The organism is Nocardia sp. NPDC019323 (genome assembly GCF_044389845.1).
In the GTDB taxonomy this organism is placed as follows: domain Bacteria; phylum Actinomycetota; class Actinomycetes; order Mycobacteriales; family Mycobacteriaceae; genus Nocardia; species Nocardia implantans.
In genome coordinates this window covers 1-24,984 of record NZ_JBIRYN010000009.1, presented here as the reverse complement: position 1 = coordinate 24,984, position 24,984 = coordinate 1, and the positions used below count along the sequence as shown (strand labels likewise).

The window sequence follows — 24,984 nt, the reverse complement described above, 5'->3', positions numbered from 1 at the left end:
TTGATCCTCCCGCCGGCATCCCACCGAAACCCGCGTACTCGACTACTCGAATTCATCGCGTGGGGAGGGGAACCGTTAATGCGGGTGGGCTATGGAGTGCCGCCGGGCCGCTCGCCGCTACCCGCGGCGGCCATGCCGATCAGCCACCGCGCCGCGCCGAGCGCCGCCGCGGCGAGCACCGCGATCTGCAGCGATCCGGTGATCAGGGCCAAGACGAGGCAGGTCGCCAGGCCGACGACCAGTGCGTCGAGCTTGTATACCGGCCACGCGCTGCCCGCGATGTCGATGGTGGCGCCGCGTGCCGAGGAGTGAACGACCGCCATCTCCTCAGGGTAGTCGGAATCGGAAGTTCGGGCCAGCGAACTTTCTGTCGCCGGGAACACACGTAGTCGCCGCGGTGTTGCCGCAGACATGCCACTGACAGGTGAATACGAACCGAGTACCTCCGACTGGGCCCGCGAGCAGGCCGAGAAGTACGAGAACTCCGGCGGCACCGAGGGCAACACCCTGCAAGGTGTGCCGATCATCCTGCTCACCACGAAAGGCGCGAAGAGCGGCAAGCTGCGCAAGACGCCACTGATGCGGGTGGAGCACGACGGCGAGTACGCCGTGGTGGCGTCGCTGGGCGGCGCGCCCAAGCATCCCGTCTGGTACCACAACATCAAGGCCGAACCGCACGTCGAGCTGCGTGACGGCCCGGTCGTCAAGGACTACACCGCGCGCGAGGTCTTCGGCGAGGAGAAGGCGCGATGGTGGGAGCGCGCGGTCGAGGTGTGGCCGGATTACGCGAACTACCAGACCAAGACCGATCGCCAGATCCCCGTCTTCGTGCTCACGCCCAGGTAGCTTCCGCGCAGGTAGCCCGCGTGTCACCGCCACCCGCCGCAGCTCGCCGCCGCGGCGGGTGGCAGCATATTCGGGGTGTCCGATCCGCTTGATGTCCTCGACGCACTGACCGTTTCTCGCCCCGCGCTCACCGCGGACGAGATCGATGCTGCCGCCAAGCGAATTGCCGACGTCATCGATCCGACGCCCCTGCAGCGCAGCGAGCGGCTGTCCAAGCTGACCGGGGCGAACGTCTATCTGAAACGCGAAGATCTCAGCGCGGTCCGCTCCTACAAACTGCGCGGCGCCTACAACCTGGTGGTGCAGCTGACCGAGGCGGAACGCGCCGCGGGCGTGGTCGCGGCCAGCGCGGGCAACCACGCGCAGGGCGTCGCGTTCGCCTGCCAGGCGATGGGGATCAAGGGCCGCATCTACGTGCCGACCACGACGCCGAAGCAGAAGCGCGATCGCATCCGCGTGCACGGCGGGGAATTCGTCGAGCTGATCGCGGTCGGCGAGACCTACGACGCCGCCGCCGCGGCCGCGACGGCTGACGTGGAGCGCACCGGCGCGACCATGGTGCCGCCGTTCGACGACACCCGCACCGCCGCCGGTCAGGGCACCATCGCGGCGGAGATCCTGGAGCAGCTGCCGACCACGCCCGATCTGGTGATCGTGCCCGTGGGCGGCGGCGGCTGCCTGGCCGGCATCGGCACCTACCTGCGCGCGCGCTCGCCGCGCACCGCCATCCTCGGCGTGGAGCCCGCGGGCGCCGCCTCGATGACCGCGGCCCTCGTGGCGGGCGGCCCGGTCACCCTGCCGGAGATCGATCCGTTCGTGGACGGCGCCGCGGTGCGCCGGGTGGGCGCGGTGCCCTACGCGGCGGTGGCCGGGTTCGGCGGGCGCGTGGTCTCGCACGCCTCGCTGCCGTTGCTGACCGTCACCGAATCCCCCAGGGGCGCGGGCGCTTTCCAGATGATGCAGGTCGACGAGGGCGCGATCTGCACGACCATGCTCGACCTGTATCAGAACGAGGGCATCATCGCCGAGCCCGCAGGCGCGCTCACCACGACCGCGCTGGCGGAGATCACCGTGGAGCCGGGTTCGACGGTGGTGTGCCTGGTGTCGGGCGGCAACAACGACGTGTCCCGATACGGCGAGATCATCGAACGCTCGCTCGTGCACAGCGGGCTCAAGCACTACTTCCTGGTGGACTTCCCGCAGGAGCCCGGCGCGCTGCGCCGATTCCTCAACGAGGTGCTCGGCCCGGAAGACGACATCACGCTGTTCGAGTACGTCAAGCGCAACAACCGGGAGACCGGCGCCGCGCTGGTCGGCATCGAACTCGGCGCGCCCGACGGGCTGGCGCCGCTGCTGGAGCGGATGCACCACTCCCCGATCCAGTGCGAGCGCCTCGAGCCCGACTCACCGGCCTACCGCTACCTGACTTGAGCCCGGCTCCGGCGGTCAGGCGGCCTTGGGCGTCTGCGCCGCCGGTATCCGGCGCCGGGAAGCGCGCAGGCAGTTCAGCATCAGCGGCAGCAGCCAGAAGGCCGCCGACTGGTCGTAGCTGAGCTGCGCGGCGGACAGGCGGTTGTGCACGAAGCCGACCGAAAGGCCGAGCCGTGGTTCGGCCCAGCCGAAGGAACCGCCGAGGCCGATGTGCCCGAACCCGGCGTGCGCGCCCGGCATCGGCAGCGAGTGGTAGCCCAGACGCCACATCATCGGCAGGTAGAACAGCGCGCGATCGGGCTGGTAGGTCTCGATGCGGCGCAGCGCCTTCATGGTGTGGCGGCCGAGGTACCTGCGGTCGGCCACGGTGCCGTCGCCCGCGAGCGCGCCGTACATCGTGGCCAGCGCGGGCGCGGTGGCTACCCCGTTGCCCGCGCCGAGTTCGGTCTCCAGGATCGGCGGGCTCACGCCCTCCAGAATGGATTCGAGGCCGGGCAGGAACAGGCAGCGGGTGGCCGCGCCAAGCGCGCCGGGAATCCGGTGGCTACGGCCCATCACCGCGGCGCCGAGCGGTTTGCCGAGCATGCTCAGCTGGGTGCCCGCCAGCGGGGCGTAGGTGATCGGCGAACCGGCGGGCGGCTTGCCCAGATGCAGTCCTTCGATGCCGAGCGGTTCGGCGACCTCGGTGCGGATCAGCTCGCCCAAGCTGGTGCCGGTGATCGCGCGCGTCAGGCCGCCGACCAGCCAGCCGAAGGTGAGCGCGTGGTAGGTGGGAACGCCGAGCAGCCGGTCGGGTTTCGCGGCGGCGAGGCGCTGTTCCATGAGCTCGTGGTCGAGCACGTCGGACAGGCCGCCGGTGGCGATCGGGGCCAGCGCGGACAGGCCGGCGCGGTGGGTCAGCAGGTGGCGGATGGTGATCTTGTGCTTGCCGTTGGCGGCGAACTCCGGCCAGTACTCCGCGACCGGGGCGGAATAGTCGAGCAATCCGCGGTCGGCGAGACGATGCACGACGGTGGCCGCGATCCCCTTGGTGGCCGAGAAGATGATCGTGCCGGTGTCCCTGGTCCACGGAACGTCGCCACCGGAGCCGACCCAGATGTCCACCAGCGGTTCTCCGTGCCGGTGCAGCGTGAACGCCGCGCCCGCACCCCGGCGAGTGCCGAACGTCCGCGCGAAAGCGCGCACGAACGGTGCGAATTCGGCGGCGGCGCTGCCACCCATCCCCGGGGGAAGAACCGCGAGGTCCCCGGAAGCGACGTTGCTCATCTCTCCACGGTAATGGCATCGGACGATTCCGGCAAAGCGCCTGTCTCGGACAGTTGTACGCCCGTTACCCGCCACCCGCCAGAAAGCCCGCTCCGAGCTGGGATTCCACGGGCTCAGCGCGGGCCGGGCGGCGCGGTGTCCAGCAGGGTGAAGGAGTGGCCGGGAACGATTGTGGCGGAAGGCCCGACCGTCGGCGATTCCCAGGACAGCAGCGGCAGGCCCGCGACCGGCACCCCCACCTGGTCCTCGCCGAGGTTGCACACCAGGGCCAGGGTGCCCCGGTGCACGACGATCCAGCGCGCCGCCTCGTCGTAGTCCACCGAAACATGGGTCAGCCAGGGATCGCTGAGCTCGGCGCGGTCGCGGCGCAGGGCGAGCAGGGTGCGATAGCAGGACAGCAGCCGCGCGTGGCCCGGCTCGTCGGCTTCGGTCCAGTCGAGTTTGGAGCGCAGGAACGTCTTCACATCCTGCGGGTCCGGCACCTCGCCCTCGGGCCAGCCGTGCGCGGCGAACTCCTTCTTGCGCCCGGAGGCGGTGGCGGCGGCGACATCCGGGTCGGTGTGCGAGGTGAAGAACTGGAACGGCGTGCGCGCGCCCCACTCCTCGCCCATGAACAGCATCGGCGTGAACGGCCCGCACAGCACCAGGGCGGCTTTGATCGCGAGCTGGCCGTCGGTGAGGTAGGCGCTCGGGCGGTCACCGAGCGCCCGGTTGCCGATCTGGTCGTGATCGCAGGTATAGGCCAGCAGGGCGCTGCCGGGAATCAGGCCGCGATCTATCGGGCGGCCGTGTGTGCGGCCACGGAAACTGGAATACGTTGCGGCGTGGAAGTATCCGTGCTTCAAGGTGTGGGCCAGGCAGCGCAGGGAGCCGAAGTCGGCGTAATAGCCCTGCCGTTCGCCGGAGACGGCGGTGTGCACGGCGTGGTGCAGGTCGTCGTTCCACTGCCCGGTCAGGCCGTAGCCGCCGGCCGCGCGCGGGGTGATCAGGGTCGGATCGTTGAGATCGCTCTCCGCGATGAGCGTCAGCGGCCTGCGCACGTGGGCGGCCAAGCGCTCGGTCGCGACGGCGAGTTCGGTCAGCAGATGCGTGGCCGTGCGGTCGACCAGGGCGTGCACCGCGTCCAAGCGCAGCGCGTCGATGTGGAAATCGCGCAGCCAGCGCAGCGCGTTGTCGATGATGTACCCGCGCACGTGATCGGACTGCGGGCCGTCCAGATTGAGGCTCTGCCCCCAGGTGTTGCGGCCCTCGGTCAGGTAGGGCGCGAAGCGCGGCAGGTAGTTGCCGGACGGGCCGAGATGGTTGTAGACGACGTCCAGGCAGACCGCCAGCCCACGGGCGTGGCAGGCGTTCACGAACCGCTGCAAACCGTCGGGGCCGCCGTAGCTCTCCTGCACCGCGTACCAGAGCACGCCGTCGTAGCCCCAGTTGTGCGGGCCGTCGAAGGCGTTCACCGGCATCACTTCGACCACGGTGACGCCGAGCCCGACCAGGTGGTCGAGCCGTTCGATCGCCGCGTCGAAGGTGCCTTCCGGGGTGAAGGTCCCGATGTGCAGTTCGTAGTAGACCGCCCCGGCCAGCGGCCTGCCGGTCCACGCCGCGTCGGTCCATCCCGCCGGATCGAGGGCGTGCAGGGCCGAGCGGGCGTGCACACCGTCGGGCTGGCGCGGGGAGCGGGGATCGGGCAGCACGGTCGGGTCGTCGTCGAGCAGAAAGCCGTATCGGGCGCCGTTCGCGGCGGGCACGTCGGCGCGCCACCACCCGTGCGGCGACCGCGTCATCGAATGAACGACACCCTCCAGATCCAGCCGCACCGACTCCGGCCGCGGCGCCCACACCTCGAACACAGTCACCGCGCCAGCATCCCACGGGCACGCCCGCTCCGCCGGATACGGACGCCGACCTCGCGGGCAGCAGTCCCGACTTCACGGCAACGGGCCAAGTCTCTTCACTCGGTCCGCGGCGGGGTACGACCAGCGCGGCACGCGCGGCGACCACGGCACGCGCGGCGCCAGTATGCCCAGGGTCGAGGGGCGACCGCCAGAACCCACTGGGCAAATGGCGGTGCGCCCTGGTCCGAACGGGTCATGCCTGCAAGAGTGGAGGGGTGGGCGTCTATACGGAGCACGTGGTTCCCCGGATCGTCAACGTGGCCTGCGGACTGCGGGACTTGAAGCCGCTGCGTGAGCGGGCGTGCGCCGGGCTGCACGGGCGGGTCGTGGAGATCGGTTTCGGTTCGGGATTGAACGTGCCGTTCTACCCGGCGGGGGTCGAGAAGGTGCATGCGGTCGAGCCCGCCGATCTGGGCTGGCGGCTGGCGGGCGAGCGCTTGGCCGCCGCCACCGTGCCGGTCGAGCGGGCCGGGCTGGACGGGCAGGCGCTGCCCTTCCCGGACGACTCCTTCGACTGCGCGCTGTCGACTTGGACGATGTGCACCATCCCCGACATCGACGCCGCGCTCGCCGAGATGCGCCGGGTGCTCGTCCCCGGCGGCACCCTGCATTTCGTCGAACACGGGCTCGCGCCGGACGAGAACGTGCGGACCTGGCAGAACCGGCTGAACCCGGTCCAGAAACGACTGTTCGGCGGCTGCCACCTGAACCGCGATATCCGCGGCCTGGTGGCAGACGCCGGTTTCGAGATCCGCGACGCCGAGCAGTTCTACGGGGAGCACGCTCCCCGCTTCCTGGTCGCCCAGACGCTCGGCGTCGCGGTGTCGCCCTGAGGCTCAGACGATGCGCACCGACAAGGTATAGGTCGCGTTGCCGCGGCTGGGCTCCACCGAGATGGCGTAGTAGCCGCTCCGCGGCAGGGTGATCCGGCTGAAGGTCTCCTCCAGGCACAAGACGCTTCCGTCGGGGCCGGTGGTGGAGAACCGCGCGTTGTCCTCGAGCGAGGTGAGCTCGAGAGTCAAGGTCTGCCCCGCCCGCGCCTCGAACGCGTAGGTGTCGGCGTCGCCGCGGACGACCGCTCCGTCGATCGACGTGCGATCGCTTCCGGGCGCGAACTTGATCTCGTAGACCGAGCCCGCGTTCGCCGCGCCCGCCCCGACCGTCGCGACGGCGAACGCGGGCACGAACAGCGTCACGCCGAGCACGAGCAGGCGCAGGGTGCGCAGGATGGCTTGCATGGTGATCCTCGTTTCCTGAGTGGACGACTTGCACGGAATTCTGCGCGATCCCGCCTATCGGACGCTTAACAGCCGCTTGGACCGCGACACTCCCTAGCCGCCAACCATATTGGAACGATCTGTTCAAAACTGTGCTACCGTGAATTCATGCCACGACCCAGATCCTTCGACGAGGACCGCGCGGTGGACGCGGCGATGCAGGCGTTCTGGCGCGCGGGGTACGAGGCCACCTCGACCGAGGACCTCTGCGCCGCGACCGGCCTGGGCCGCAGCAGCATCTACAACACCTTCACCAGCAAGCGGGACTTGTTCGGCCGCGCCCTGCGCCGCTACATGGCGACCAAGAACGCCGCGACGTTCGACCTGCTCGACACCGAGTCGGACGCGCGCGCCAAGATCCGCGCCCTGCTGTGGCAGATCGTCGAGGCCCCCGAAGAGGACCCCCTCGGTTGTCTCGTGGTCAATTCGACGATCGAACTGGCCCCACGCGACCCCGAACTGGCCGCCGTGCTCGCCGCCGACCAGGGGCGACGCCTAGCCGCGCTGACCGACGTGTTCGAGGCGGCGAAACGCGCGGGCGAGATCGCACCGGACAAGAACCCGGTCGCCTTGGCGCACTTCGTGATCGCGACGATCGGAGGCATGCGGGTGGCCGCGCGCGGCGGCGCGGACCGCGAAACGCTCGCCGCCATCGCGACCACCGCGCTCGACGCTCTCTGAGACCGCATCCGGCGACGGCTCTGCCGCGCCCTCATTTTGGATAGATCAGTACAAAACAAGGAGGTACCGATGCCCGTGGCGATCTATGTCCTGGGTCTGTCGATCTTCGCCCAGGGCACCTCGGAGCTGATGCTCGCGGGCCTGCTCACCGAGATGGCCGGGGACCTTGGCGTCTCCGTGCCCCGCGCGGGCCTGCTCATCTCGGGCTTCGCGATGGGCATGCTGGTGGGCGCGCCGGTGCTGGCGGTGGCGACGCTGCGCTGGCCGCGGCGCACCGCGCTGCTGGCCTTCCTCGCCGTGTTCGTCGGCTCCCACGTCGTCGGGGCGCTGACCTCCGACTACTGGGTGCTGTTCGCGACGCGGGTGGTCGGCGCGTTCGTCTACGCCGGATTCTGGGCGGTGGCCGCGACGACGGCGATCGGTCTCGTCCCGCCCACCGCGCGCGGCAAGGCGATGAGCATCGTGGCGGGCGGGCTCACCTTGGCCATCATCATCGGACTGCCCGCGGGCACCGTGATCGGACAGCAGCTGGGCTGGCGCGCGGCGTTCTGGGCGGTCGCGTTGCTGTCGACGGTCGCGGCCATCGGCGTGCTGGCGAAGATCCCCGGCGGACGCACCGACGCGCCGCTGCGCCTGCGCACCGAACTGCGCACGATGCTGCGCCCCGCGCTGTGGCTGTCCTACGCCACCACCGCGCTGTCCATCGCCGCCCTGATGGTCACCTTCGCCTACCTCGGCGCTCTGCTGTCGCGCACCACCGGACTGGCGGACGGCTGGATCCCGGTGGTGCTCGGCGTCTACGGGCTCGGCGCGTTCCTCGGCATCGTCGTCGGTGGGCGCACCGCCGACGATCACCCGCTCACCAGCCTGTACGTCGGCATCACCGGCGGCGTGCTCACCTCGGCGCTGCTCGCGGTCACGATGGAACACACCGTGCCCGTCGTCGTGCTGTCGTTCCTGTTGGGCGCGTTCGGCTTCGGCATCAACCCGACCTTGAACAGCCGGGTCTTCACCCTGGCGGGCGACGCGCCCACCTTGGCGGGAGCCACGAACATCTCCGCGTTCAACGTCGGCATCACCGCAGGTCCCTGGCTCGGCGGCCTGGCCATCGGCGCGGGCCTCGGCTACACGGCGGTCGCCTGGATCGGCGTGGTTCTCGGGCTGGTCGCCCTCGCTGTCGTGGCATGCAGCCACGCTCTGCAACGTAAGGAGATCTCGCGCGCGTCGGTCGACACGGCTACCCCGGCACTGGCCGACGTGAACGGTTAACTCCTGTGCGTAGGCAGCGGCCCTGGCCCGACCATGCGTTGATCGAGTGCAGGGCCGCTGTTGTTCGGGGCGGGAATCCAGTTCAGGCCGATCGGTCGGATTGCCGGCACGGATGTCCGCAGCGAAAGCGTCCCACTGGTTCGGCTCGAAGATCAGCGCCGGGCCGGTCGGGTTCTTCGAATCACGGACACCGACCTGCTTGCCTCGAGCCAGGCGACTTCGACGCACTCGTTCGCCGTGCCGCTATGTGTCGACTTGAACCACCGTTCGCCGCTCAGATCGAGAGTCACAGCTCCTACCTCCTTGCCACCCGCCGGAGCAGGTCTTGGCTGCTTGTTCATCTCAACGAGTCCGCCTGAGATCAGGAAGTCGGCCGGTCGAACTCGCCGCCACGGACGCCAGCGGCGAAAGCATCCCACTGGCCGGGCGCGAATATCAACGCCTGACCAGTGGGGTTCTTCGAATCGCGGACACCGACGTACCCGGTTGCGAGCCAAGCCACTTCTACGCACGCTTCTTTGGCGCTGCTCAGGCTCGATTTGAACCACTGCGCATCGGATAGGTCGATAGTCACCGTTCATATCTCCTTGCCACCTGCCGGAGCAGGTCTCGAGAGGCTTGTTCCTCCAGTGCGACGCACCAGATTGTTTCGTGAATCTCGCGGTAGCGTCGCACGTCATCATCATCTTCGAAAAACATTGTGCCAATGGTATTTTCGGTGTAGACAACCGACGGCTCCGCCCCGAACCCGCCGCTTCCGGCCGGGAAGTCAAGGATGATGTACGGCAGCACAGGAGTCCCGTCCCATGGAAACCCGGCTGTGAACGGCAGTATCCGCACGAAGACGTTCGCCAAGGTGCTCATGTCGGCTACGTGCCGCAGACACCCAGCCATGACAGCCGGCGATCCAACGATCGTATGCAGGACACTTTCGTGCAACACGAACTCAGCCGATATGGGACTGCGCTGTCTGGTCAAGATTGCCGCGCGTTGCAGTCGCAGTGCAACGCGGCTGTCGACGTCCTCTTGGGTATCTCCGGGTAAGAACGGCCTCTCGACAGCTTTCACGTACTCAGACGACTGCAACAGACCTGGAACAATCATGGGCTGATAGAAGGACAGCTGTGATGCGCCGGATTCAAGCCCCAAATACGTGTGAAATCCACGCAGGAACAATTGGCGGGATGCCTGCCACCACGATTTCGTAGGTGTTTGCTGCGCAAGGACTTTCAACTGCTCGATCTGATCCTCACCAAGTCCGTACAAATTGCCGAACGCCTCCACATCACGCAGCCTCACCTTGTCGTTCTGCCCCTTCTCGATCCTGCCGACCGAGGTCTTGCCCATCTCCATGAGCTGCGCGGCACGCTCGAGGGTGAACCCGGCCCCTTCTCGCGCCTCCCGCAATGCCCGCCCGAGTTGCCTGCGCGGCAATGTCGAACCAGGCTGATCGTCCTTCCCCATCGCCCCCTTTCCCCTGCTCGGTCCGAAACGGCCCAGAACCCGGTCCGGTTCGGACGCCGAACTATGTGTAGACCGGTCCGGGCTCTGCGTGAATGGCCGACTTCATCGGACCGTCCGTTTTCCGAGCCCGAATGCTGTTGGCCTGCAGCAACATAGCCGCATGGCTGAGCAACAGGGAAGCCTCCCCGCCACACAAGTCCGAATCCTGCGGACGCCCGCCTTCGCCGGGAGCAGCCGACCAAGCGGCCAGCGCATATCAAGATCAACGGCACATGGCGGAGACCTCTTCTCGCGAAATGCCGCAGCCATGTGCCACTCGACGTCACCGCCCAGGCGGGCGGGAGAGGATATGGAGATTTGGACGAGAGGGTGAGGGGCGTTGTTGTCGCGCCGCCGCGGATTTGTGAGGCAGCCGAGGTTGATTCGGCGCATCGGCAGATGAGGCGGCATCGGGAGTGCCGGATCGATCGGTGCGCGTGGAAGTGGGTCGCCTTCTATACCTTGGTGCGGCGCGGCCGGATCGTGCCGCAGAAGGTGAGCCCGCGCGAACGCGCCCACCGGCGGGGGATCGCCTTCCCCATCGACCACACCGAGCACCCGGCCTATGCCGACGGCGCGCCGGAACCCCGGACGTTCCAGCAGGTCCTCGATGGGTTGAGCAAGCTCGCCGAGGACCTGCGCGCCGGTTCGGGCGACGGCTGCCAGCGGTGAGCGAGGGTGGATATCGGGACCCTGCTGTCCACCCTCGTGACGGTCTTCGCCGCCTGCGGCGCGGCGCTGCTCGGCGTGGGGTGCGTATGGCCGTCCGACCTGCCACGCCGACGCACACCTAGACGTAATTCCGCTGGCAGACAAACACATTCGCGCACACTCCAGTGGCCGGAAGCGTGGACCTGCGCTACACCAACCCAGCCGCTGACCGTCACCACCGCCCACCAGGCCATGCAGCTGCACCGCGAGCACGACTGCCCCCGCAAGCGCGCCGCGTTCGCCGCACTGGTAGCCGCCGGGCGCATCACACCGGATTCCACCCGCCGAAACCGCCGATGGAGCGACCCCTCATGAGCGACGCCGAAGAAGATTCGATCGGACGGCTCCCGGAACTCACCGACCGGGCCACGCGAGCGGGCTACCGCATGATGCGCGATCCGGTCTCACCACACGATTGGAAGCTACTGGACGCCGAACACGGCGACGTCATCGTCTGCGCCGCCAGCCTCGCCCAGATCGAGCAGTGGCTCGACTCCTGACCGCGCGCGGCCCGCAGCCAGGCGGGCCACACGAGCGGGCTAGCGCCTCCTGCGCGAACCGGCGTCACCACACGACTGGAAGCTACTGAACGCCGAAGCCGGTGACGTCGTCGTCTCCCCCGCCAGTCTCGACCCGATCGAGCAGTGCCTCGCTTCCTGACCGCGCACGGCCCGCCGCCAGGTGGGCCACAACCTCGGACAGATGGTTCTCGGACACGTACAGCTGCGCGCCGAACCTATCAGGCCGCAATGTTCCGGATGCGATCAGATCGAACACGGCGGATCTATCCAACCCGAATCGTGTCGTCGCTTCGTCCAACGGGATATACGACGAAGTAGGAGACGCATGGATTCGCTCCGGATCGGTGTACCAGCTCTGCCGTTGGAGCCACCGGAAGTACTCATGGTGGATCCGGGTCCTCGCGCGATGATCGGCCGTTTCGGCCAGGAACTCATCGAGCAAGTCGAACAGTCCGTCGACGGCCGCCTGTTCATCATGGCCGTCGAGCGGCCGAGCCGCGTCGGGGACGCAGATTCGGCTGACGAGTCCGGACCAGCTGAGATTGTTGCCACCGTCCAGTCGCAGGATCAAGAACTCACGGAAGCCGGCCAGCATCGAGCCTTGGCTGCCGATGTCTACGCCGGTGACGAAGGCGACCAGCTTGTCGTATCCCAGCTCGGACCTGGCGAAGTACATGCCAGGTCGCAGTCTGACATTGCGCAACAATCCGCGATAGTCCATCCGGCAAGGCTGCCACGATCCGCCGGTTCGGTAGCCGTGACTATGCGGATGTTCCGCAGAACACCTGGTGGTCGACATCGAGTCGATCCTCGCGGTTCGCTTCGGTGACACAGATTCCGAGGCGGCCCTCGATCAGGCGGAGCCGTTGGCCGGGTCCGGCGACGTCGGCCAGGTGAGACACCGACGGTTGGCGGCACAGATCGGCCCGGGACCCCAGTCTCAGCGCGGCGGAACCTACGGCCGCCACCGCGGTCAGTGATCAGCGCTGCGATGGCAGCGATCTCGTCGATGCGCGGTCAGCTCGCCAGGCAGCCCGGGCCGAGCAGCGCCTTCAGGTCGCCCATCAGGGCCGAGGACGGTGAGACGCGCAGGCGTTCGTCGAGCTTCAGCAGCGTGGTCTTGTCCCGGGCGCCGACATGGCGGATATGGACGTCCGACGTGCCGGGGTGCCTGGACAAGACCCGCTTGAGTTCGCCGATCTTGTCCGGGGTGCACATGCGGGTGGTGATGGTGACCGCGAGGGGCTTGGCCACGCCGACGGCGGACAGGTCGGGGACGGCGAGATCGTTGGCGATCAGCGAGATCCGGTCGTCGCGGACCGAGACCCGGGCCTTGACCAGCACCACGGCGTCCTCGACGACGTCCATCCCGTACACCGAGTACGCCTGCGGGAAGAACAGCACCTCGATGCCACCGGTGAGGTCTTCCAGCTGGGCGGAGGCCCAGGCCAGGCCGTTCTTGTTGATCCGCCGGTTCACCGAGGCCAGGATGCCGCCGACGGTCACCTGGGTGCCGTCCTTGATGTCGCCTTCCAGGATGGCGGGGATCTGCGTGTCGGCCTGCGCGGCGAGCACATGCTCCACGCCGTTGAGCGGATGCCCGGACACGTACAGGCCGAGCATCTCCCGCTCCAGCGCGAGGCGGTGCTTGGACTCCCACTCCTCGTCGGGCACCTTCACGTTGAACACCGAGGTCACCGACTCGTCCGCGTCCAAGCCGCCGAACAGGTCGAACTGACCCATCGCCTCGGCCTTCTTGGTGGCCATCACGGCGTCGATGGCGTCGGAGTGGATCAGCATCAGGCCCTTGCGCGGATGCCCCAGCGAGTCGAATCCGCCCGCCTTGATCAGCGATTCGGTGACCTTCTTGCTCGCGGCGATCGCGTCGATCTTGTTCAGATAGTCGGAGAAGTCGGTGAACTTCGACTTCTCCTTGCGCGCCTGGATGATCGAGGCGACGACGTTCGCGCCGACGTTGCGCACCGCGCCGAGACCGAAACGGATGTCCTTGCCGACCGAGGCGAAGTTCTGCTCGGACTCGTTGACGTCCGGCGGCAGCACGGTGATGCCGAGGCGGCGGCAGTCGGACAGGTAGACCGCGGCCTTGTCCTTGTCGTCACCGACGGAGGTGAGCAGGCCCGCCATGTATTCGGCCGGGTAGTTGGCCTTGAGGTAGGCGGTCCAGAACGAGACGAGGCCGTAGCCGGCGGCGTGCGACTTGTTGAACGCGTAACCGGCGAACGGAAGGATGGTGTCCCACAGCGCTTTCACCGCGCCTTCGGAGAAGCCGTTGTTGGTCATGCCCTCGTGGAAGCCCTTGTATTCGGCCTCCAGCACCTCGAGCTTCTTCTTACCCATGGCTTTACGCAGCGCGTCGGCCTTGCCCATGGAGTAGGAGGCGACCTTCTGTGCGATGAACATGATCTGCTCTTGGTAGACGATCAGACCGTAGGTCTCGGCGAGGATGTCCTTGAGCGGTTCCTCGAGCTCGGGGTGGATCGGCTTGATCGGCTGCCGCCCGTTCTTGCGGTCGGCGTAGTCGTTGTGCGCGTTCATGCCCATCGGGCCGGGCCGGTACAGCGCGAGCACGGCGACGATGTCGTTGAAGCCGGTGGGCTGCATGCGGCGCAGCAGGTCGCGCATCGGACCGCCGTCGAGCTGGAAGACGCCGAGCGTGTCACCGCGCGAAAGCAATTCGTAGGTCGCGGGGTCGTCCAGCGGCAGGTTGTCCATGTCCAGGTCGATGCCGCGGTTGGCCTTGATGTTGTCCAGCGCGTCGCCGATGACGGTGAGGTTGCGCAGGCCCAGGAAGTCCATCTTCAGCAGGCCGATGGCCTCGCAGGACGGATAGTCCCAGCCGGTGATGATCGCCCCGTCCTGGGGCCGCTTCCACACCGGGATCGCGTCCATCAAGGGCTCGGAGGACATGATCACCGCGCACGCGTGCACACCGGCGTTGCGGATCAGGCCCTCGAGGCCGCGCGCGGTCTCGTAGATCTTGGCCACATCGGGGTTGCTGCCGATGAGCTCGCGGACCTCGGCCGCTTCCTTGTACCGCTCGTGATCGGGGTCCATGATGCCCGAAAGCGGGATGTCCTTGGCCATGATCGGCGGCGGCAGCGCCTTGGAGATCTGGTCGGCGATGGCGAAACCGGGCTGGCCGAACTGGACGCGCGCGGAGTCCTTGATCGCGGCTTTGGTCTTGATGGTGCCGAAGGTGATCACCTGGGCGACCCGGTCGCTGCCCCACTTCTCGGTGGCGTAGCGGACCATCTCACCGCGACGGCGATCGTCGAAGTCGATATCGATATCGGGCGCGGACGGGCGCTCCGGGTTGAGGAACCGTTCGAACAGCAGGCCGTGCGGAAGCGGGTCGATATTGGTGATGCCGAGGGCGTAGGCCACCAGCGAACCGGCCGCCGAACCACGGCCCGGGCCGACCCGGATGCCGACTTCCCGCGCGTGCTTGACCAGGTCGCCGACGACGAGGAAGTAGGCGGGGAAGCCCTTCTGCTTGATGACGTCGAGTTCGAAGTAGGCGCGGGTGTAGTACTCCTCGGGCACCCCACCGGGGAACCGGCGCGCCAAGCCGCGATCGACCTCTTTGCGCAGCCAGGAGTCCTGGTCCTCGCCCTCGGGAACCGGGAAGACCGGCATGCGGTCCTTGAAGGCCCACACCTCGTCGTAGGACTGGACCCGCTCGCCGATCAGCACCGTGTTGTCGCACGCGCCGGGCACCTCGGCGTCCCAGAGCGCGCGCATCTCCTCGGCCGACTTCAGGTAGTAGCCGTCACCGTCGAACTTGAACCGCGTGGGGTCCGACAGCGTCTTGCCGGTCTGCACGCACAGCAGCGCCTCGTGGTTGGCGGACTGATCCTTGGTGACGTAATGGCAGTCGTTGGTGGCCAGCGCCGGGATGCCCAGTTGTTTGCCGATGTTCAGCAGTCCCTCGCGGACCCGGCGCTCGATGGACAGGCCGTGGTCCATCACCTCGAGGAAGAAATTCTCCTTGCCGAAGATCTCCTGCCACTTGGCGGCGGCCTCGAGCGCCTCGCGCTCGTGGCCGAGGCGCAGGCGGGTCTGCACCTCGCCGGAGGGGCAGCCGGTCGTGGCGATGATGCCCTCGGCGTACTGGGCGATGATCTCCGCGTCCATGCGCGCCCACTTGCCGAGCTGACCTTCGATGGAGGCCAGCGAGGAGAGCTTGAACAGGTTGCGCAGGCCGGTGGCGTTCTCGGCGACCATCGTCATGTGCGTGTAGGCGCCGGAGCCGGAGACGTCGTCGCCCTTCTGGCTCGGATCGCCCCACTGCACGCGCTTGGTGTCGAACCGGGAACCGGGCGCGATGTAGGCCTCGATGCCGATGATCGGCTTGATGTCGTGCTTCTTGGCCGAGTTGTAGAACTCCGACGCGCCGTACATGTTGCCGTGGTCGGTCATCCCGACCGCGTTCATCCCGAGCCGTTTCGCCTCCGTGAACAGTGGCGAGATCTTGGCCGCACCATCGAGCATGGAGTACTCGGTGTGGTTGTGCAGATGGACGAACGATCCGGACGAGGCGGCCAAGACGGTCCTTCCTCCCAAGGTCTCGACGGGGGTTGGCTGGACCGATTCTAGGCGGGCGCACCGACTGCTTTTGACCGGCGCGCGGGCGCCGCTCGGGCCTGCGGCGTGTCGGTGGGAAAGATCACCGGCGCGTCCTGGCGACTCGCCGCATAAGCGTCTGATTCCCGCGAGTGTCGGGATCGGCCCGCCGCCATGCCTGGCGATCGCGCCCACCGCGATAATCGGCCCATGACATCCGCGCGCCGGGGCCCGCCATGACCACCGCGCTCGCCGTCGTGGTCGCGGCGGCGCTGATCGCCGGTGCGTTGCTGATCTGGTCGCGCACCCGCAGGGTGGTGACCACCCCCGCCGAGCGGGCGGTGCATTCGGCGCTGCACACCGCGTCGCTGGCGGCGGTCCCGCTGCGGCGCGGGTTGACCGAAGAGTCGGCCAGGGAAGCCGCGCCCCATCTGCGCGCGCTCACCGGCGCGGAGGCGCTCGCGCTGGCCGACGCGGACGGCGCGCTGCTCGCCTGGGACGGGCCGCACGCCGAACTGGCCGAGTACTTCGCCGAAGCCGCCGCACGCGCCGTCGCGGGCGAGCGTCCGGTGCTCGTAGCCGGACCCGGGCGCGGCGAGCACGCCGGGCGCACCCTGATCGCCCAACCGCTGCTGGTCGAATCCAACGGCGTCGCCGGTGTGCTGGGCGTCGTGAGCACCGGACAGCCGGGGCCGGGGCGGCTCGGCGCGGTCGCCGAGGTGGCGCGGTACGCCTGCGGCCAGCTCGAACTGGCCGAACTGGACGCGTCGCGGGCCCGGCTGGACCGGGCCGAGGTGCGCGCGCTGCGGGCGCAGATCAGCCCGCACTTCATCTACAACGCGCTCAACACCATCGCCTCGTTCGTCCGCACCGACCCGGCGCGGGCCCGCGAGCTGATCCTCGAATTCGCCGACTTCACCCGGTACTCCTTCCGCGCCGCGGGCGAGTACACGGTGCTGTCGGACGAGCTGCGCAACATCGAGCGCTACCTGGCGCTGGAACGCGCCCGCTTCGGCGACGCCCTGCAGGTGCGGCTGCGGATCGCGCCCGAGGTGCTCGGCGTGGTCCTGCCCTTCCTCGCGCTGCAGCCGCTGGTGGAGAACGCGGTGCGGCACGGGCTGGCGGGCACCGCCAACGGCGGCACCGTGAGCATCGTCGCCACCGACGCGGGCACCGACTGCGTGATCAGCGTCGAGGACGACGGCGTCGGCATGGACCCCGACCTCCTGCGCTCCGGCGCGCTGGACGCCGTCGACACCGGCGCCGGCCCGGCGGGCTCCGGGGAGGCCGCGCACGTCGGCCTGGCGAACGTCGACGACCGGTTGCGCGCGGCCTTCGGCGACGACTACGGCCTGGTCGTGGAAACCGCGCCGGGCGCGGGCACGAAAGTCAGCCTGCGCGTCCCCAAGTTCCGCGCGGGCATCCGGCCGTGAGATCGGCGTGCCCGGCCCCACCCGGCGGCGGCCAACCAAGCACCGCTCAGCCCACGCACGCCGAAAGCACGACTCACACCGGCCGGCAGACCAGCCCACGCGATGCCCGGCTCACGCCCACGACGAACACCCGACCAGCAGGCCGACCCACGCGAGCGGGAACCACGACCGCATCCGGTCGAAGGACAGCCAGCGGTACCCGGAGCAGGCCGGGGCACGCTGACGACGCCCGGTCGGCGGCCCGGCGGGAGAGCTTTACGATGGAGCGACTGTGACCCGCGTTACCGGCAAACCGGCGGGCGCGCTGCGCGTGCTCGCCGTGGACGACGAGAAGCCCGCTCTGGACGAGCTGGTGTATCTGCTGCGCGCGCGGGCCGAGATCGGGGAGATCCACGCGGCGGGCGACGCCACCAGCGCGCTGCGGGTGCTGCGCGCCCACCCGGTCGACGCGGTCTTCCTGGACATCAACATGCCCGGCCTGGACGGCATGGAGCTGGCGGGCATCCTGTCCGAGTTCGCCAATCCGCCCGCCGTGGTCTTCGTGACCGCCCACGACGATCGGGCGATCGCGGCGTTCGACCTGGGCGCGGTCGACTACCTGCTCAAGCCGCTGCGCGAGGCGCGGCTCGCCGAGGCGGTGCGGCGGATCGCCGCCGCTCGCAGCGCGCCGCACCAGGCCGCCGCCGACGAGCGCGCCGACCCGAGCGAGGTCATTCCGGTGGAACTGGGCGGGGTGACGACGCTGGTGCCGAGGACGAGCGTGAGCTGGGTGGAAGCCGACGGTGACTACGCGCGGCTGCACACCAGCCGCGGATCGCATCTGGTGCGGATCCCGTTGTCCGCCTTGGAGGCTCGCTGGCACGACGCGGGTTTCCTGCGGGTGCACCGCTCGTATCTGGTGGCGCTGCGGATGGTCACCGGACTGCGCGCGGTGGGTTCCGGCACCGTGGTGTGCCTGCGGGCCGAGGGCGACGCGCAGGCGGTCGAACTGCCGGTCAGCCGAAGACAGGTGCGCGAGCTGAAGCAGCGGCTGGTGCGCCGGCCCCGGCAACACTGGGGCAATCAGTGACCACGCCGCCGCGTCCGGTGCGCGAGCGCGTGGTGCTGTCCGAGCGACGCGGCGCGCGGCGGATCCGCACGCGGGTCGAGGTCACCGAGCAGACCGAGTTCGGCGAGGCGCTCATCGGCGGTCTGATCCGCGCGCAACTCGGGCTCGCGTTGCGCGTGGGCCTGGTGACCATCGCGCTGCTGTGCGCGCTGCCCGTGCTGTTCCGCGCCGGTTCGATCGGCTCGGTCACGGTGCTGGGCATCCGGCTGCCCTGGCTGCTGCTCGGCGGCGCCGTCTACCCGCTGCTGTTCCTGATCGGCCGCACCTACGTGCGCCTGGCCGAACGCAACGAACAGGATTTCCTCGAACTGGCCGAGGACTGATCGTGCACCCCACCCGAATCCCGTCCGTGTCGATGCCCTGCGGCAGCAGCGGGACGAGCCGGGTACGCCACTCGGCGCGTCCGCGAACCTGCGCCGGGAACACACGCGGCGCGTCCGCGACCGGGATTCGACAGGAGCGATCCGCGTGCCGCCGTGAGACCGGCTTCACCAGCACAGACATGACGCATGCGCCTCCGCACCCCGCGAGCGGCCCCCGCCCGTCCCGGACGCCCGGCGGGAGCTGGCCGGCGCGGCGAACATCGTCTGGCGCTTCGTTCCCCGCACCGTTCGGCACGCCCATCCGCCGGGGGGCCGCGTGGACCGCCATACCGCGCGCATGCGGCCGACCTTCCTACGGCCGCGCGGTGACCTCCGACCCCACGCTGACCCCGGTGGCGCTTCCCGTCCGGAACATGCGGTGGCCTGGCCGAACGCGACGAACGGGTCTTCCTCGGATCGGCCGGGGACCGAACGTGCGACCGGTCCGACTCCCCGCCACCGGCCGAGCGACCGCCGTGGCCCGCGCGCGCGAATGCCGGACGCCAAGCGGCGACTGGCGGATCTTGCGCCCGCGCCGACCGGGCACGCGCGGTCCGACCACACCGACGGTGCGGGACGCGTCGCTCCTCGCACCGTTTCGCACGCCAGCCGGCCGAGGCGCGGGGGCCGGATACCGCGCCCGGTCCCGAGGCACGCCATGACCTCCGGCACGGCGACCACGCTGACGGTGGCCGCGCTGATCCTCGCCGCGCTGGCGACCGTCGCGATCGGCGCTTACGGTGTGCGGCTCGCGCGCACCACCTCCGACTTCCTCGTCGCATCGCGCAGTGTGGGGCCGCGCTGGAACGCCGCCGCGATCTCCGGTGAATACCTCTCGGCCGCTTCGTTTCTCGGCGTCGCCGGGTTGATCGCCAAGTACGGCGCGGACGCGCTGTGGTACCCGGTCGGGTTCACCGCCGGATACCTGGCGCTGCTGCTGTTCGTCGCCGCCCCGCTGCGCCGCTCCGGCGCGTACACGGTGCCCGACTTCGCCGAATTCCGTTTGGGCTCGGTGCGTTTGCGCAGGCTCGCGGCCACCGTCGTGGTGCTCATCTGCGCGGTGTACCTGATCCCACAATTCCAAGGCGCGGGCCTCACGCTGCACATCCTGCTCGGAGTGCCGGACTGGGTGGGCGCGGTGGCGGTGGGCGCGATCGTGATCGCCAACGTGGTCGGCGGCGGGATGCGCTCGATCACGCTGGTCCAAGCGTTCCAGTACTGGTTGAAGCTGACGGCGGTCGCCCTCCCCGCGCTGGTGCTGCTCGGGCACTTCCTCGCCGACGAGCGGGAACTGGGCGCGCCGGCCCCGCCGGTGGTGTCCGAACGCACGACCGTCGACGTGACCACCGACGTGGTGGTCCGGGTCAACGCGCCACAGCAGGTCTCGATCACGGGAACGCTCGACGAGCGCGCCGTCGACGGCCCGGTGCCGCTGTCACCCGGCACGCACGAGCTGGCGGCCGGGACGCGGTTGGTGCTCGAGGCAGGGTCCGCGGTGCCGGTGGTGGCGGGCGCTCCCGCCGACGGCGCGGGCTGGCTGGCGCCGGGCGGCGGCCTGGGCGGACCGCATCCGGCCTACCAGGTCTATTCGCTGATCCTGGCGACCTTCCTCGGCACGATGGGCCTGCCGCACGTACTGGTGCGCTTCTACACCAACCCCGACGGGCGCGCCGCGCGCACGACGGCGCTCGCGGTGATCGGCCTGGTCGGGTTGTTCTACCTGTTCCCCGTCCTGCTGGGCGTCTTCGCCCGGCTGTACGTGCCGCAATTGCTGATCACCGGAACCTCCGACGCCGCGGTGGTGCTGCTGCCGGGGGCGGTGGTCGCGGGCCTGCCGGGTCAGCTGCTGGCGGCGCTGGCCGCGGCGGGCGCGATCGCCGCGTTCCTGTCCACCTCGTCGGGGCTGCTGGTGAGCATCGCGGGCGTGCTCAGCACCGACATGCTGCGCGGGCGCATCCGGGACTTCCGCACGGCCGCGCTGGTCGCGGGGTCCGTCCCGCTGGCGTTGTCGCTGACGGTGGTGTCGCTGGACCTGTCGCGCACCGTCGGCCTGGCCTTCGCGGTGGCCGCCTCCACGCTGTGCCCGCTGCTGGTACTCGGCATCTGGTGGCGCGGACTGACCGCGGCGGGCGCGGCGGCCGGACTGATCGCGGGCGGGCTCGCGGCGGGCGCGGCGACCGCCGTCTCGGTCACCGGCGGTTTCTCCGACGAAGTGGCGGGCGGCTGGCCCGCCGCGCTGCTGAGCTATCCGGCGGCGATCAGCGTGCCGCTGGCGTTCGCCACCATGGTGCTGGTGAGCTCGCGCACCCGCGGCCTCGGCGCAAGGACGGTGAGCCGGATCTTCGTCCGGATGCACGCGCCGGAGCGCTTGGGCATGGGCGCGGACCGGGAGCGCAGTCTCCGCTCGGACTGAACGACGGCTCTCGCAACCTCCGACCGTTCGTCGCGCCGGATCGACCGCTCACCGCAGATTCGGACACCTTCACGGAGTGACCCACACCACAGCCTACTGACGCCCCTGTGGTCTGACTTACCGTCCACGAGAAGTAAGCCACGTCACTTGGTAGGACCATCATGACCAGTACCGAACTCGACGACACCGCACCGCGGCGAGCGCCGAGCGCAGCAGAATTCGCCGAAGTCCAGGCGAGCCCCCAATTCCAGGAACTGCGAACGCGCCTGCGCCGCTTCGTGTTTCCGATGACCGCGCTGTTCCTGCTCTGGTACCTCGGTTATGTGCTGCTCGGCGCGTACGCCCACGACTTCATGAGCCGCCCGGTGTTCGGCGAGATCAACGTCGGATTGCTGCTCGGCCTCGGCCAATTCGTATCCACCTTCGCCATCACCGCGCTCTACGTCCGGTTCGCCAACCGGGAGCTGGATCCGCGCGCGGCGGCCATCCGCGGCTACCTCGAGGGAGACCGAGCGTGAAAACCGTGCACACCTACGCCGCGGCGGCGACGGTCGGCAACCCGGTCGCCAACATCGCCATCTTCGGCGTCTTCGTCGTCTTCACGATGATCGTGGTGATCCGGGCCAGCCGGAACAACGCCACCGCCGCCGACTACTTCACCGGCGGGCGCGGCTTCTCCGGCCCGCAGAACGGCGTCGCCATCGCGGGCGACTACCTCTCGGCCGCGAGTTTCCTCGGCATCGCGGGCGCCATCGCGGTCTACGGCTACGACGGATTCCTCTACTCCATCGGATTCCTGGTCGCCTGGCTGGTGGCGCTGCTGCTGGTCGCCGAGATGCTGCGCAACACCGGCAAATTCACCATGGCCGACGTGCTGAGCTTCCGATTGAAAGAAGGCCCGGTACGCACCGCCGCGGCGCTGTCCACGCTGACGGTGTCGCTGTTCTACCTGCTCGCGCAGATGGCGGGCGCGGGCGGTCTGGTGGCGCTGCTGCTCGACGTCACCGACAAGACCGGCCAATCCGTCGTCATCGCCGTCGTCGGCGTGCTCATGATCGTGTACGTGCTGGTCGGCGGCATGAAGGGCACCACGTGGGTGCAGATCATCAAGGCGGTGCTGCTGATCGTCGGCGCGGCGCTGATGACCGTCATGGTGTTCGCCAAGTTCGGTTTCGACTTCTCCGAGATCCTCGGTTCCGCGCAGGAAGCGGTTTCCGGTTCGGCGAACAAGGCCGTCGCCGCGCGTGACGTGCTCGCCCCCGGCGCGCAGTACGGCGGCAGCGAGACCTCGAAGCTCAACTTCCTGTCGCTCGGCTTGGCCTTGGTGCTCGGCACCGCGGGCCTGCCGCACGTGCTGATGCGCTTCTACACCGTGCCCACCGCCAAAGAGGCGCGGCGCTCGGTGGTCTGGGCGATCGGCCTGATCGGCGCGTTCTACCTGTTCACCCTGGTCCTCGGCTACGGCGCGGCGGCGATCGTCGGGCCGGATCGCATCCTCGCGGCCGCCGGCGGGCAGAACTCGGCCGCGCCGCTGCTGGCCTTCGAACTCGGCGGCGTGGTGCTGCTCGGCGTGATCTCCGCGGTCGCCTTCGCCACCATCCTCGCGGTGGTCGCAGGCCTGACCATCACGGCGTCGGCGTCGTTCGCCCACGACATCTACGCCAACGTCATCAAGCGCGGGAAAGCCGGTGAGCGCGAACAGGTCCGGGTCTCCCGGATCACCGCGGTGGTGATCGGCGTGCTGGCCATCGCGCTGGGCATCCTGGCCAACGGCCAGAACGTCGCCTTCCTGGTGGCGCTGGCGTTCGCCGTCGCGGCGTCGGCGAACCTGCCGACCATCCTGTACTCGCTGTTCTGGCGGCGGTTCAACACCACCGGCGCGCTGTGGAGCATGTACGGCGGCCTGATCTCGACGATCGTGCTGATCGTGTTCTCCCCCGCGGTGTCCGGCAGCAAGACCGCCATGCTGCCCGGCTCGGATTTCGACTGGTTCCCGCTGTCCAACCCGGGCATCGTCTCCATCCCCCTGGCGTTCGCGCTCGGCATCATCGGCACCTTCGTCGGCGGCAGGTCCGAGGATCCGGCCAAGGCCGCGGAGATGGAGGTCCGCTCGCTCACCGGCGTCGGCGCCGAGAAGGCGGTGGTGCACTGAGCACTGCCCGGCATTCCTCGTCCCCCCTGTTCTTTCGTTAGGAGATCTCGCGTGACCAGCGCAACCACCGATGACCGCGACACCACCGCCTACCCGCCCGCCGCGGAGTTCGCCGCCCAGGCGAACGCGAGCGCGGCGCTGTACGACCGGGCGCGGTCGGATCGGCTGGAGTTCTGGGCCGAACAGGCCCGCAGGCTGCACTGGGAGCAGCCGTGGACCCAGGTGCTGGATTGGAGCGAAGCGCCGGTGGCGAAGTGGTTCGTCGGCGGCAAGCTCAACGTCGCCTACAACTGCGTGGACCGCCACGTCCTGGACGGACACGGCGACCAGGTCGCCATCCACTGGGAAGGCGAACCCGGCGACTCGCGCGCGATCACCTATGAACAGTTGCGGGACGAGGTCTGCCGGGCCGCCAACGCGCTCACCGACCTGGGCCTGGTCGCGGGCGACCGGGTGGCGATCTACATGCCGATGGTGCCCGAGGCCATCGTGTCCATGCTCGCCTGCGCCCGCCTCGGACTCACCCACTCGGTCGTCTTCGCCGGATTCTCCCCCACCGCGCTGCGCCAGCGGGTGGACGACGCCGGCGCGCGTCTGGTGATCACGACCGACGGGCAGTGGCGGCGCGGGGCGGCGGCGCCGCTCAAAGCCGGGGTGGACGAGGCGCTGGGTGAGGGGACGTCGAGCGTCGAGCATGTGCTGGTGGTGCGCCGCACCGGCATCGAAGTCCCCTGGACCGAAGGCCGCGACCTGTGGTGGCACGACACCGTCACCCCCGCCTCACCCCACCACCAACCCCAACCCTTCGACGCCGAACACCCCCTGTTCATCCTCTACACCTCCGGCACCACCGGAAAACCCAAAGGCATCCTCCACACCACCGGCGGCTACCTCACCCAAACCGCCTACACCCACCACAACGTCTTCGACCACAAACCCGGACACGACATCTACTGGTGCACCGCCGACATCGGCTGGGTCACCGGACACAGCTACATCGTCTACGGCCCCCTCGCCAACCGCACCACCCAAATCGTCTACGAAGGCACACCCAACTCCCCCACCGAACACCGCCACTTCGAAATCATCGAAAAATACGGCGTCACCATCTACTACACAGCGCCGACGCTGGTGCGCACCTTCATGAAATGGGGCAGGAGCATTCCCGACAGTCATGATCTGTCGTCGCTGCGCCTGCTCGGTTCGGTCGGCGAGCCGATCAACCCGGAGGCGTGGCGCTGGTACCGCGAGGTCATCGGCGCCGGCCGCACGCCGATCGTGGACACCTGGTGGCAGACCGAGACCGGCGCCATCATGATCTCCCCGCTGCCCGGCGTCACCGCCGCCAAACCGGGCGCGGCCATGACCCCGCTGCCGGGCGTCTCGGCGCGAGTGGTGGACGAGGACGGCGGCGAACTCGGCCGCGACAGTTCCGGATTGCTCGTGCTGGATCAGCCGTGGCCGTCGATGCTGCGCGGCATCTGGGGCGATCCCGAACGCTACAAAACCACCTACTGGGAACGCTTCGCCGACCA

22 protein-coding genes and 1 pseudogene are annotated in these 24,984 nt (G+C 69.1%); 14 read left to right on the top strand and 9 right to left on the bottom strand.

The window, feature by feature from the left end; translation table 11 throughout:
* Positions 1 to 89: 89 nt before the first annotated feature.
* Positions 90 to 323: a hypothetical protein gene (locus ACH49X_RS27500; RefSeq protein ID WP_195082677.1), complete on the bottom strand. Its 234-nt coding sequence runs from the start codon at positions 321 to 323 to the stop codon at positions 90 to 92.
* An 88-nt stretch (positions 324 to 411) separates the two neighbouring features.
* Here ACH49X_RS27500 and ACH49X_RS27495 point away from each other — a divergent pair, with 88 nt between their 5' ends.
* Together ACH49X_RS27495 and ilvA are read left to right on the top strand one after the other, a co-directional pair.
* Positions 412 to 846 (top strand): nitroreductase family deazaflavin-dependent oxidoreductase, encoded by a 435-nt coding sequence (locus ACH49X_RS27495; protein WP_195082676.1) that lies wholly within the window; start codon positions 412 to 414, stop codon positions 844 to 846.
* 75 nt (positions 847 to 921) lie between these two features.
* Positions 922 to 2,277 carry a threonine ammonia-lyase IlvA gene (gene ilvA, locus ACH49X_RS27490; RefSeq protein WP_195082675.1) on the top strand — a complete coding sequence of 452 codons (1,356 nt, stop codon included), beginning with the start codon at positions 922 to 924 and terminating at the stop codon, positions 2,275 to 2,277.
* Positions 2,278 to 2,292: 15 nt separating this feature from the next.
* Here ilvA and ACH49X_RS27485 read toward each other — a convergent pair whose 3' ends face one another.
* On the bottom strand, positions 2,293 to 3,543 hold the full coding sequence (locus ACH49X_RS27485) for a serine hydrolase domain-containing protein (protein WP_357208617.1): 1,251 nt from the start codon (positions 3,541 to 3,543) through the stop codon (positions 2,293 to 2,295).
* A gap of 113 nt (positions 3,544 to 3,656) precedes the next feature.
* Positions 3,657 to 5,396 (bottom strand): malto-oligosyltrehalose trehalohydrolase, encoded by a 1,740-nt coding sequence (treZ, locus tag ACH49X_RS27480; protein WP_357208619.1) that lies wholly within the window; start codon positions 5,394 to 5,396, stop codon positions 3,657 to 3,659.
* 254 nt (positions 5,397 to 5,650) lie between these two features.
* Between treZ and ACH49X_RS27475 the strand changes: the two genes are divergently transcribed.
* The gene (locus ACH49X_RS27475; RefSeq protein WP_357208622.1) at positions 5,651 to 6,268 is read left to right on the top strand and encodes a methyltransferase domain-containing protein; all 618 of its coding nucleotides are present in this window, start codon (positions 5,651 to 5,653) and stop codon (positions 6,266 to 6,268) included.
* 3 nt (positions 6,269 to 6,271) lie between these two features.
* Here ACH49X_RS27475 and ACH49X_RS27470 read toward each other — a convergent pair whose 3' ends face one another.
* Positions 6,272 to 6,673: a hypothetical protein gene (locus ACH49X_RS27470; protein WP_357208625.1), complete on the bottom strand. Its 402-nt coding sequence runs from the start codon at positions 6,671 to 6,673 to the stop codon at positions 6,272 to 6,274.
* A gap of 147 nt (positions 6,674 to 6,820) precedes the next feature.
* On the opposite strand from ACH49X_RS27470, the gene ACH49X_RS27465 reads away from it, so the two are divergent.
* Together ACH49X_RS27465 and ACH49X_RS27460 are read left to right on the top strand one after the other, a co-directional pair.
* The gene (locus ACH49X_RS27465) at positions 6,821 to 7,393 is read left to right on the top strand and encodes a TetR/AcrR family transcriptional regulator (protein ID WP_195082670.1); all 573 of its coding nucleotides are present in this window, start codon (positions 6,821 to 6,823) and stop codon (positions 7,391 to 7,393) included.
* Positions 7,394 to 7,462: 69 nt separating this feature from the next.
* Positions 7,463 to 8,662: a Cmx/CmrA family chloramphenicol efflux MFS transporter gene (locus tag ACH49X_RS27460; protein WP_357208628.1), complete on the top strand. Its 1,200-nt coding sequence runs from the start codon at positions 7,463 to 7,465 to the stop codon at positions 8,660 to 8,662.
* Between the two features lie 120 nt (positions 8,663 to 8,782).
* Here ACH49X_RS27460 and ACH49X_RS27455 read toward each other — a convergent pair.
* The 3 genes and pseudogenes from ACH49X_RS27455 to ACH49X_RS27445 all read right to left on the bottom strand — a co-directional run.
* Positions 8,783 to 9,003, bottom strand: a pseudogene (locus tag ACH49X_RS27455) (DUF397 domain-containing protein); the annotation flags it as partial.
* 20 nt (positions 9,004 to 9,023) lie between these two features.
* On the bottom strand, positions 9,024 to 9,236 hold the full coding sequence (locus ACH49X_RS27450) for a DUF397 domain-containing protein (protein WP_357208629.1): 213 nt from the start codon (positions 9,234 to 9,236) through the stop codon (positions 9,024 to 9,026).
* Entirely contained in the window at positions 9,233 to 10,126 is an 894-nt protein-coding gene (locus ACH49X_RS27445) for a helix-turn-helix transcriptional regulator (protein WP_357208630.1), read from the bottom strand. The genes ACH49X_RS27450 and ACH49X_RS27445 overlap by 4 nt, the downstream gene beginning before the upstream one ends.
* Before the next feature lie 438 nt (positions 10,127 to 10,564).
* On the opposite strand from ACH49X_RS27445, the gene ACH49X_RS27440 reads away from it, so the two are divergent.
* On the top strand, positions 10,565 to 10,837 hold the full coding sequence (locus ACH49X_RS27440; RefSeq protein ID WP_357208632.1) for a hypothetical protein: 273 nt from the start codon (positions 10,565 to 10,567) through the stop codon (positions 10,835 to 10,837).
* 350 nt (positions 10,838 to 11,187) lie between these two features.
* Positions 11,188 to 11,376, top strand: a complete 189-nt coding sequence (locus ACH49X_RS27435) for a hypothetical protein (protein WP_357208633.1) — start codon at positions 11,188 to 11,190, stop codon at positions 11,374 to 11,376.
* An 82-nt stretch (positions 11,377 to 11,458) separates the two neighbouring features.
* Here the strand turns inward: ACH49X_RS27435 and ACH49X_RS27430 are convergent, their stop codons facing one another.
* Both ACH49X_RS27430 and dnaE read right to left on the bottom strand, forming a co-directional pair.
* Positions 11,459 to 12,118, bottom strand: coding sequence for a hypothetical protein (locus ACH49X_RS27430; protein WP_357208634.1), 660 nt, complete (start codon positions 12,116 to 12,118; stop codon positions 11,459 to 11,461).
* Between the two features lie 296 nt (positions 12,119 to 12,414).
* Positions 12,415 to 15,963, bottom strand: a complete 3,549-nt coding sequence (gene dnaE, locus ACH49X_RS27425; RefSeq protein ID WP_195083345.1) for a DNA polymerase III subunit alpha — start codon at positions 15,961 to 15,963, stop codon at positions 12,415 to 12,417.
* A gap of 254 nt (positions 15,964 to 16,217) precedes the next feature.
* Between dnaE and ACH49X_RS27420 the strand changes: the two genes are divergently transcribed.
* From ACH49X_RS27420 to acs, 7 genes are all read left to right on the top strand, one after another.
* Complete coding sequence (locus tag ACH49X_RS27420) at positions 16,218 to 17,414, top strand: histidine kinase (RefSeq protein ID WP_357208635.1); 1,197 nt, start codon at positions 16,218 to 16,220, stop codon at positions 17,412 to 17,414.
* A gap of 271 nt (positions 17,415 to 17,685) precedes the next feature.
* The gene (locus tag ACH49X_RS27415) at positions 17,686 to 18,483 is read left to right on the top strand and encodes a LytTR family DNA-binding domain-containing protein (protein ID WP_357208636.1); all 798 of its coding nucleotides are present in this window, start codon (positions 17,686 to 17,688) and stop codon (positions 18,481 to 18,483) included.
* Positions 18,480 to 18,845: a hypothetical protein gene (locus ACH49X_RS27410; protein ID WP_357208638.1), complete on the top strand. Its 366-nt coding sequence runs from the start codon at positions 18,480 to 18,482 to the stop codon at positions 18,843 to 18,845. Before ACH49X_RS27415 ends, ACH49X_RS27410 begins: the two co-directional genes overlap by 4 nt.
* Before the next feature lie 697 nt (positions 18,846 to 19,542).
* Positions 19,543 to 21,297 carry a cation acetate symporter gene (locus ACH49X_RS27405; protein WP_195083348.1) on the top strand — a complete coding sequence of 585 codons (1,755 nt, stop codon included), beginning with the start codon at positions 19,543 to 19,545 and terminating at the stop codon, positions 21,295 to 21,297.
* 161 nt (positions 21,298 to 21,458) lie between these two features.
* Positions 21,459 to 21,815, top strand: a complete 357-nt coding sequence (locus ACH49X_RS27400) for a DUF485 domain-containing protein (protein WP_195083349.1) — start codon at positions 21,459 to 21,461, stop codon at positions 21,813 to 21,815.
* Positions 21,812 to 23,449 carry a cation acetate symporter gene (locus ACH49X_RS27395; RefSeq protein WP_357208639.1) on the top strand — a complete coding sequence of 546 codons (1,638 nt, stop codon included), beginning with the start codon at positions 21,812 to 21,814 and terminating at the stop codon, positions 23,447 to 23,449. The genes ACH49X_RS27400 and ACH49X_RS27395 overlap by 4 nt, the downstream gene beginning before the upstream one ends.
* Positions 23,450 to 23,500: 51 nt before the next feature.
* A partial coding sequence (acs, locus tag ACH49X_RS27390) for an acetate--CoA ligase (RefSeq protein ID WP_357208641.1) occupies positions 23,501 to 24,984 on the top strand: 1,484 nt, incomplete at its 3' end.

Bases quoted from the DNA above. Each gene is read 5' to 3' on its own strand.
- ACH49X_RS27500 (WP_195082677.1), bottom strand. From the start codon at position 323: ATGGCGGTCGTTCACTCCTCGGCACGCGGCGCCACCATCGACATCGCG.
- ACH49X_RS27495 (WP_195082676.1), top strand. From the start codon at position 412: ATGCCACTGACAGGTGAATACGAACCGAGTACCTCCGACTGGGCCCGC.
- ACH49X_RS27485 (WP_357208617.1), bottom strand. From the start codon at position 3,543: ATGAGCAACGTCGCTTCCGGGGACCTCGCGGTTCTTCCCCCGGGGATG.
- ACH49X_RS27470 (WP_357208625.1), bottom strand. From the start codon at position 6,673: ATGCAAGCCATCCTGCGCACCCTGCGCCTGCTCGTGCTCGGCGTGACG.
- ACH49X_RS27465 (WP_195082670.1), top strand. From the start codon at position 6,821: ATGCCACGACCCAGATCCTTCGACGAGGACCGCGCGGTGGACGCGGCG.
- ACH49X_RS27460 (WP_357208628.1), top strand. From the start codon at position 7,463: ATGCCCGTGGCGATCTATGTCCTGGGTCTGTCGATCTTCGCCCAGGGC.
- ACH49X_RS27445 (WP_357208630.1), bottom strand. From the start codon at position 10,126: ATGGGGAAGGACGATCAGCCTGGTTCGACATTGCCGCGCAGGCAACTC.
- ACH49X_RS27440 (WP_357208632.1), top strand. From the start codon at position 10,565: ATGAGGCGGCATCGGGAGTGCCGGATCGATCGGTGCGCGTGGAAGTGG.
- ACH49X_RS27435 (WP_357208633.1), top strand. From the start codon at position 11,188: ATGAGCGACGCCGAAGAAGATTCGATCGGACGGCTCCCGGAACTCACC.
- ACH49X_RS27430 (WP_357208634.1), bottom strand. From the start codon at position 12,118: ATGGACTATCGCGGATTGTTGCGCAATGTCAGACTGCGACCTGGCATG.
- ACH49X_RS27420 (WP_357208635.1), top strand. From the start codon at position 16,218: ATGACCACCGCGCTCGCCGTCGTGGTCGCGGCGGCGCTGATCGCCGGT.
- ACH49X_RS27405 (WP_195083348.1), top strand. From the start codon at position 19,543: ATGACCTCCGGCACGGCGACCACGCTGACGGTGGCCGCGCTGATCCTC.
- ACH49X_RS27400 (WP_195083349.1), top strand. From the start codon at position 21,459: ATGACCAGTACCGAACTCGACGACACCGCACCGCGGCGAGCGCCGAGC.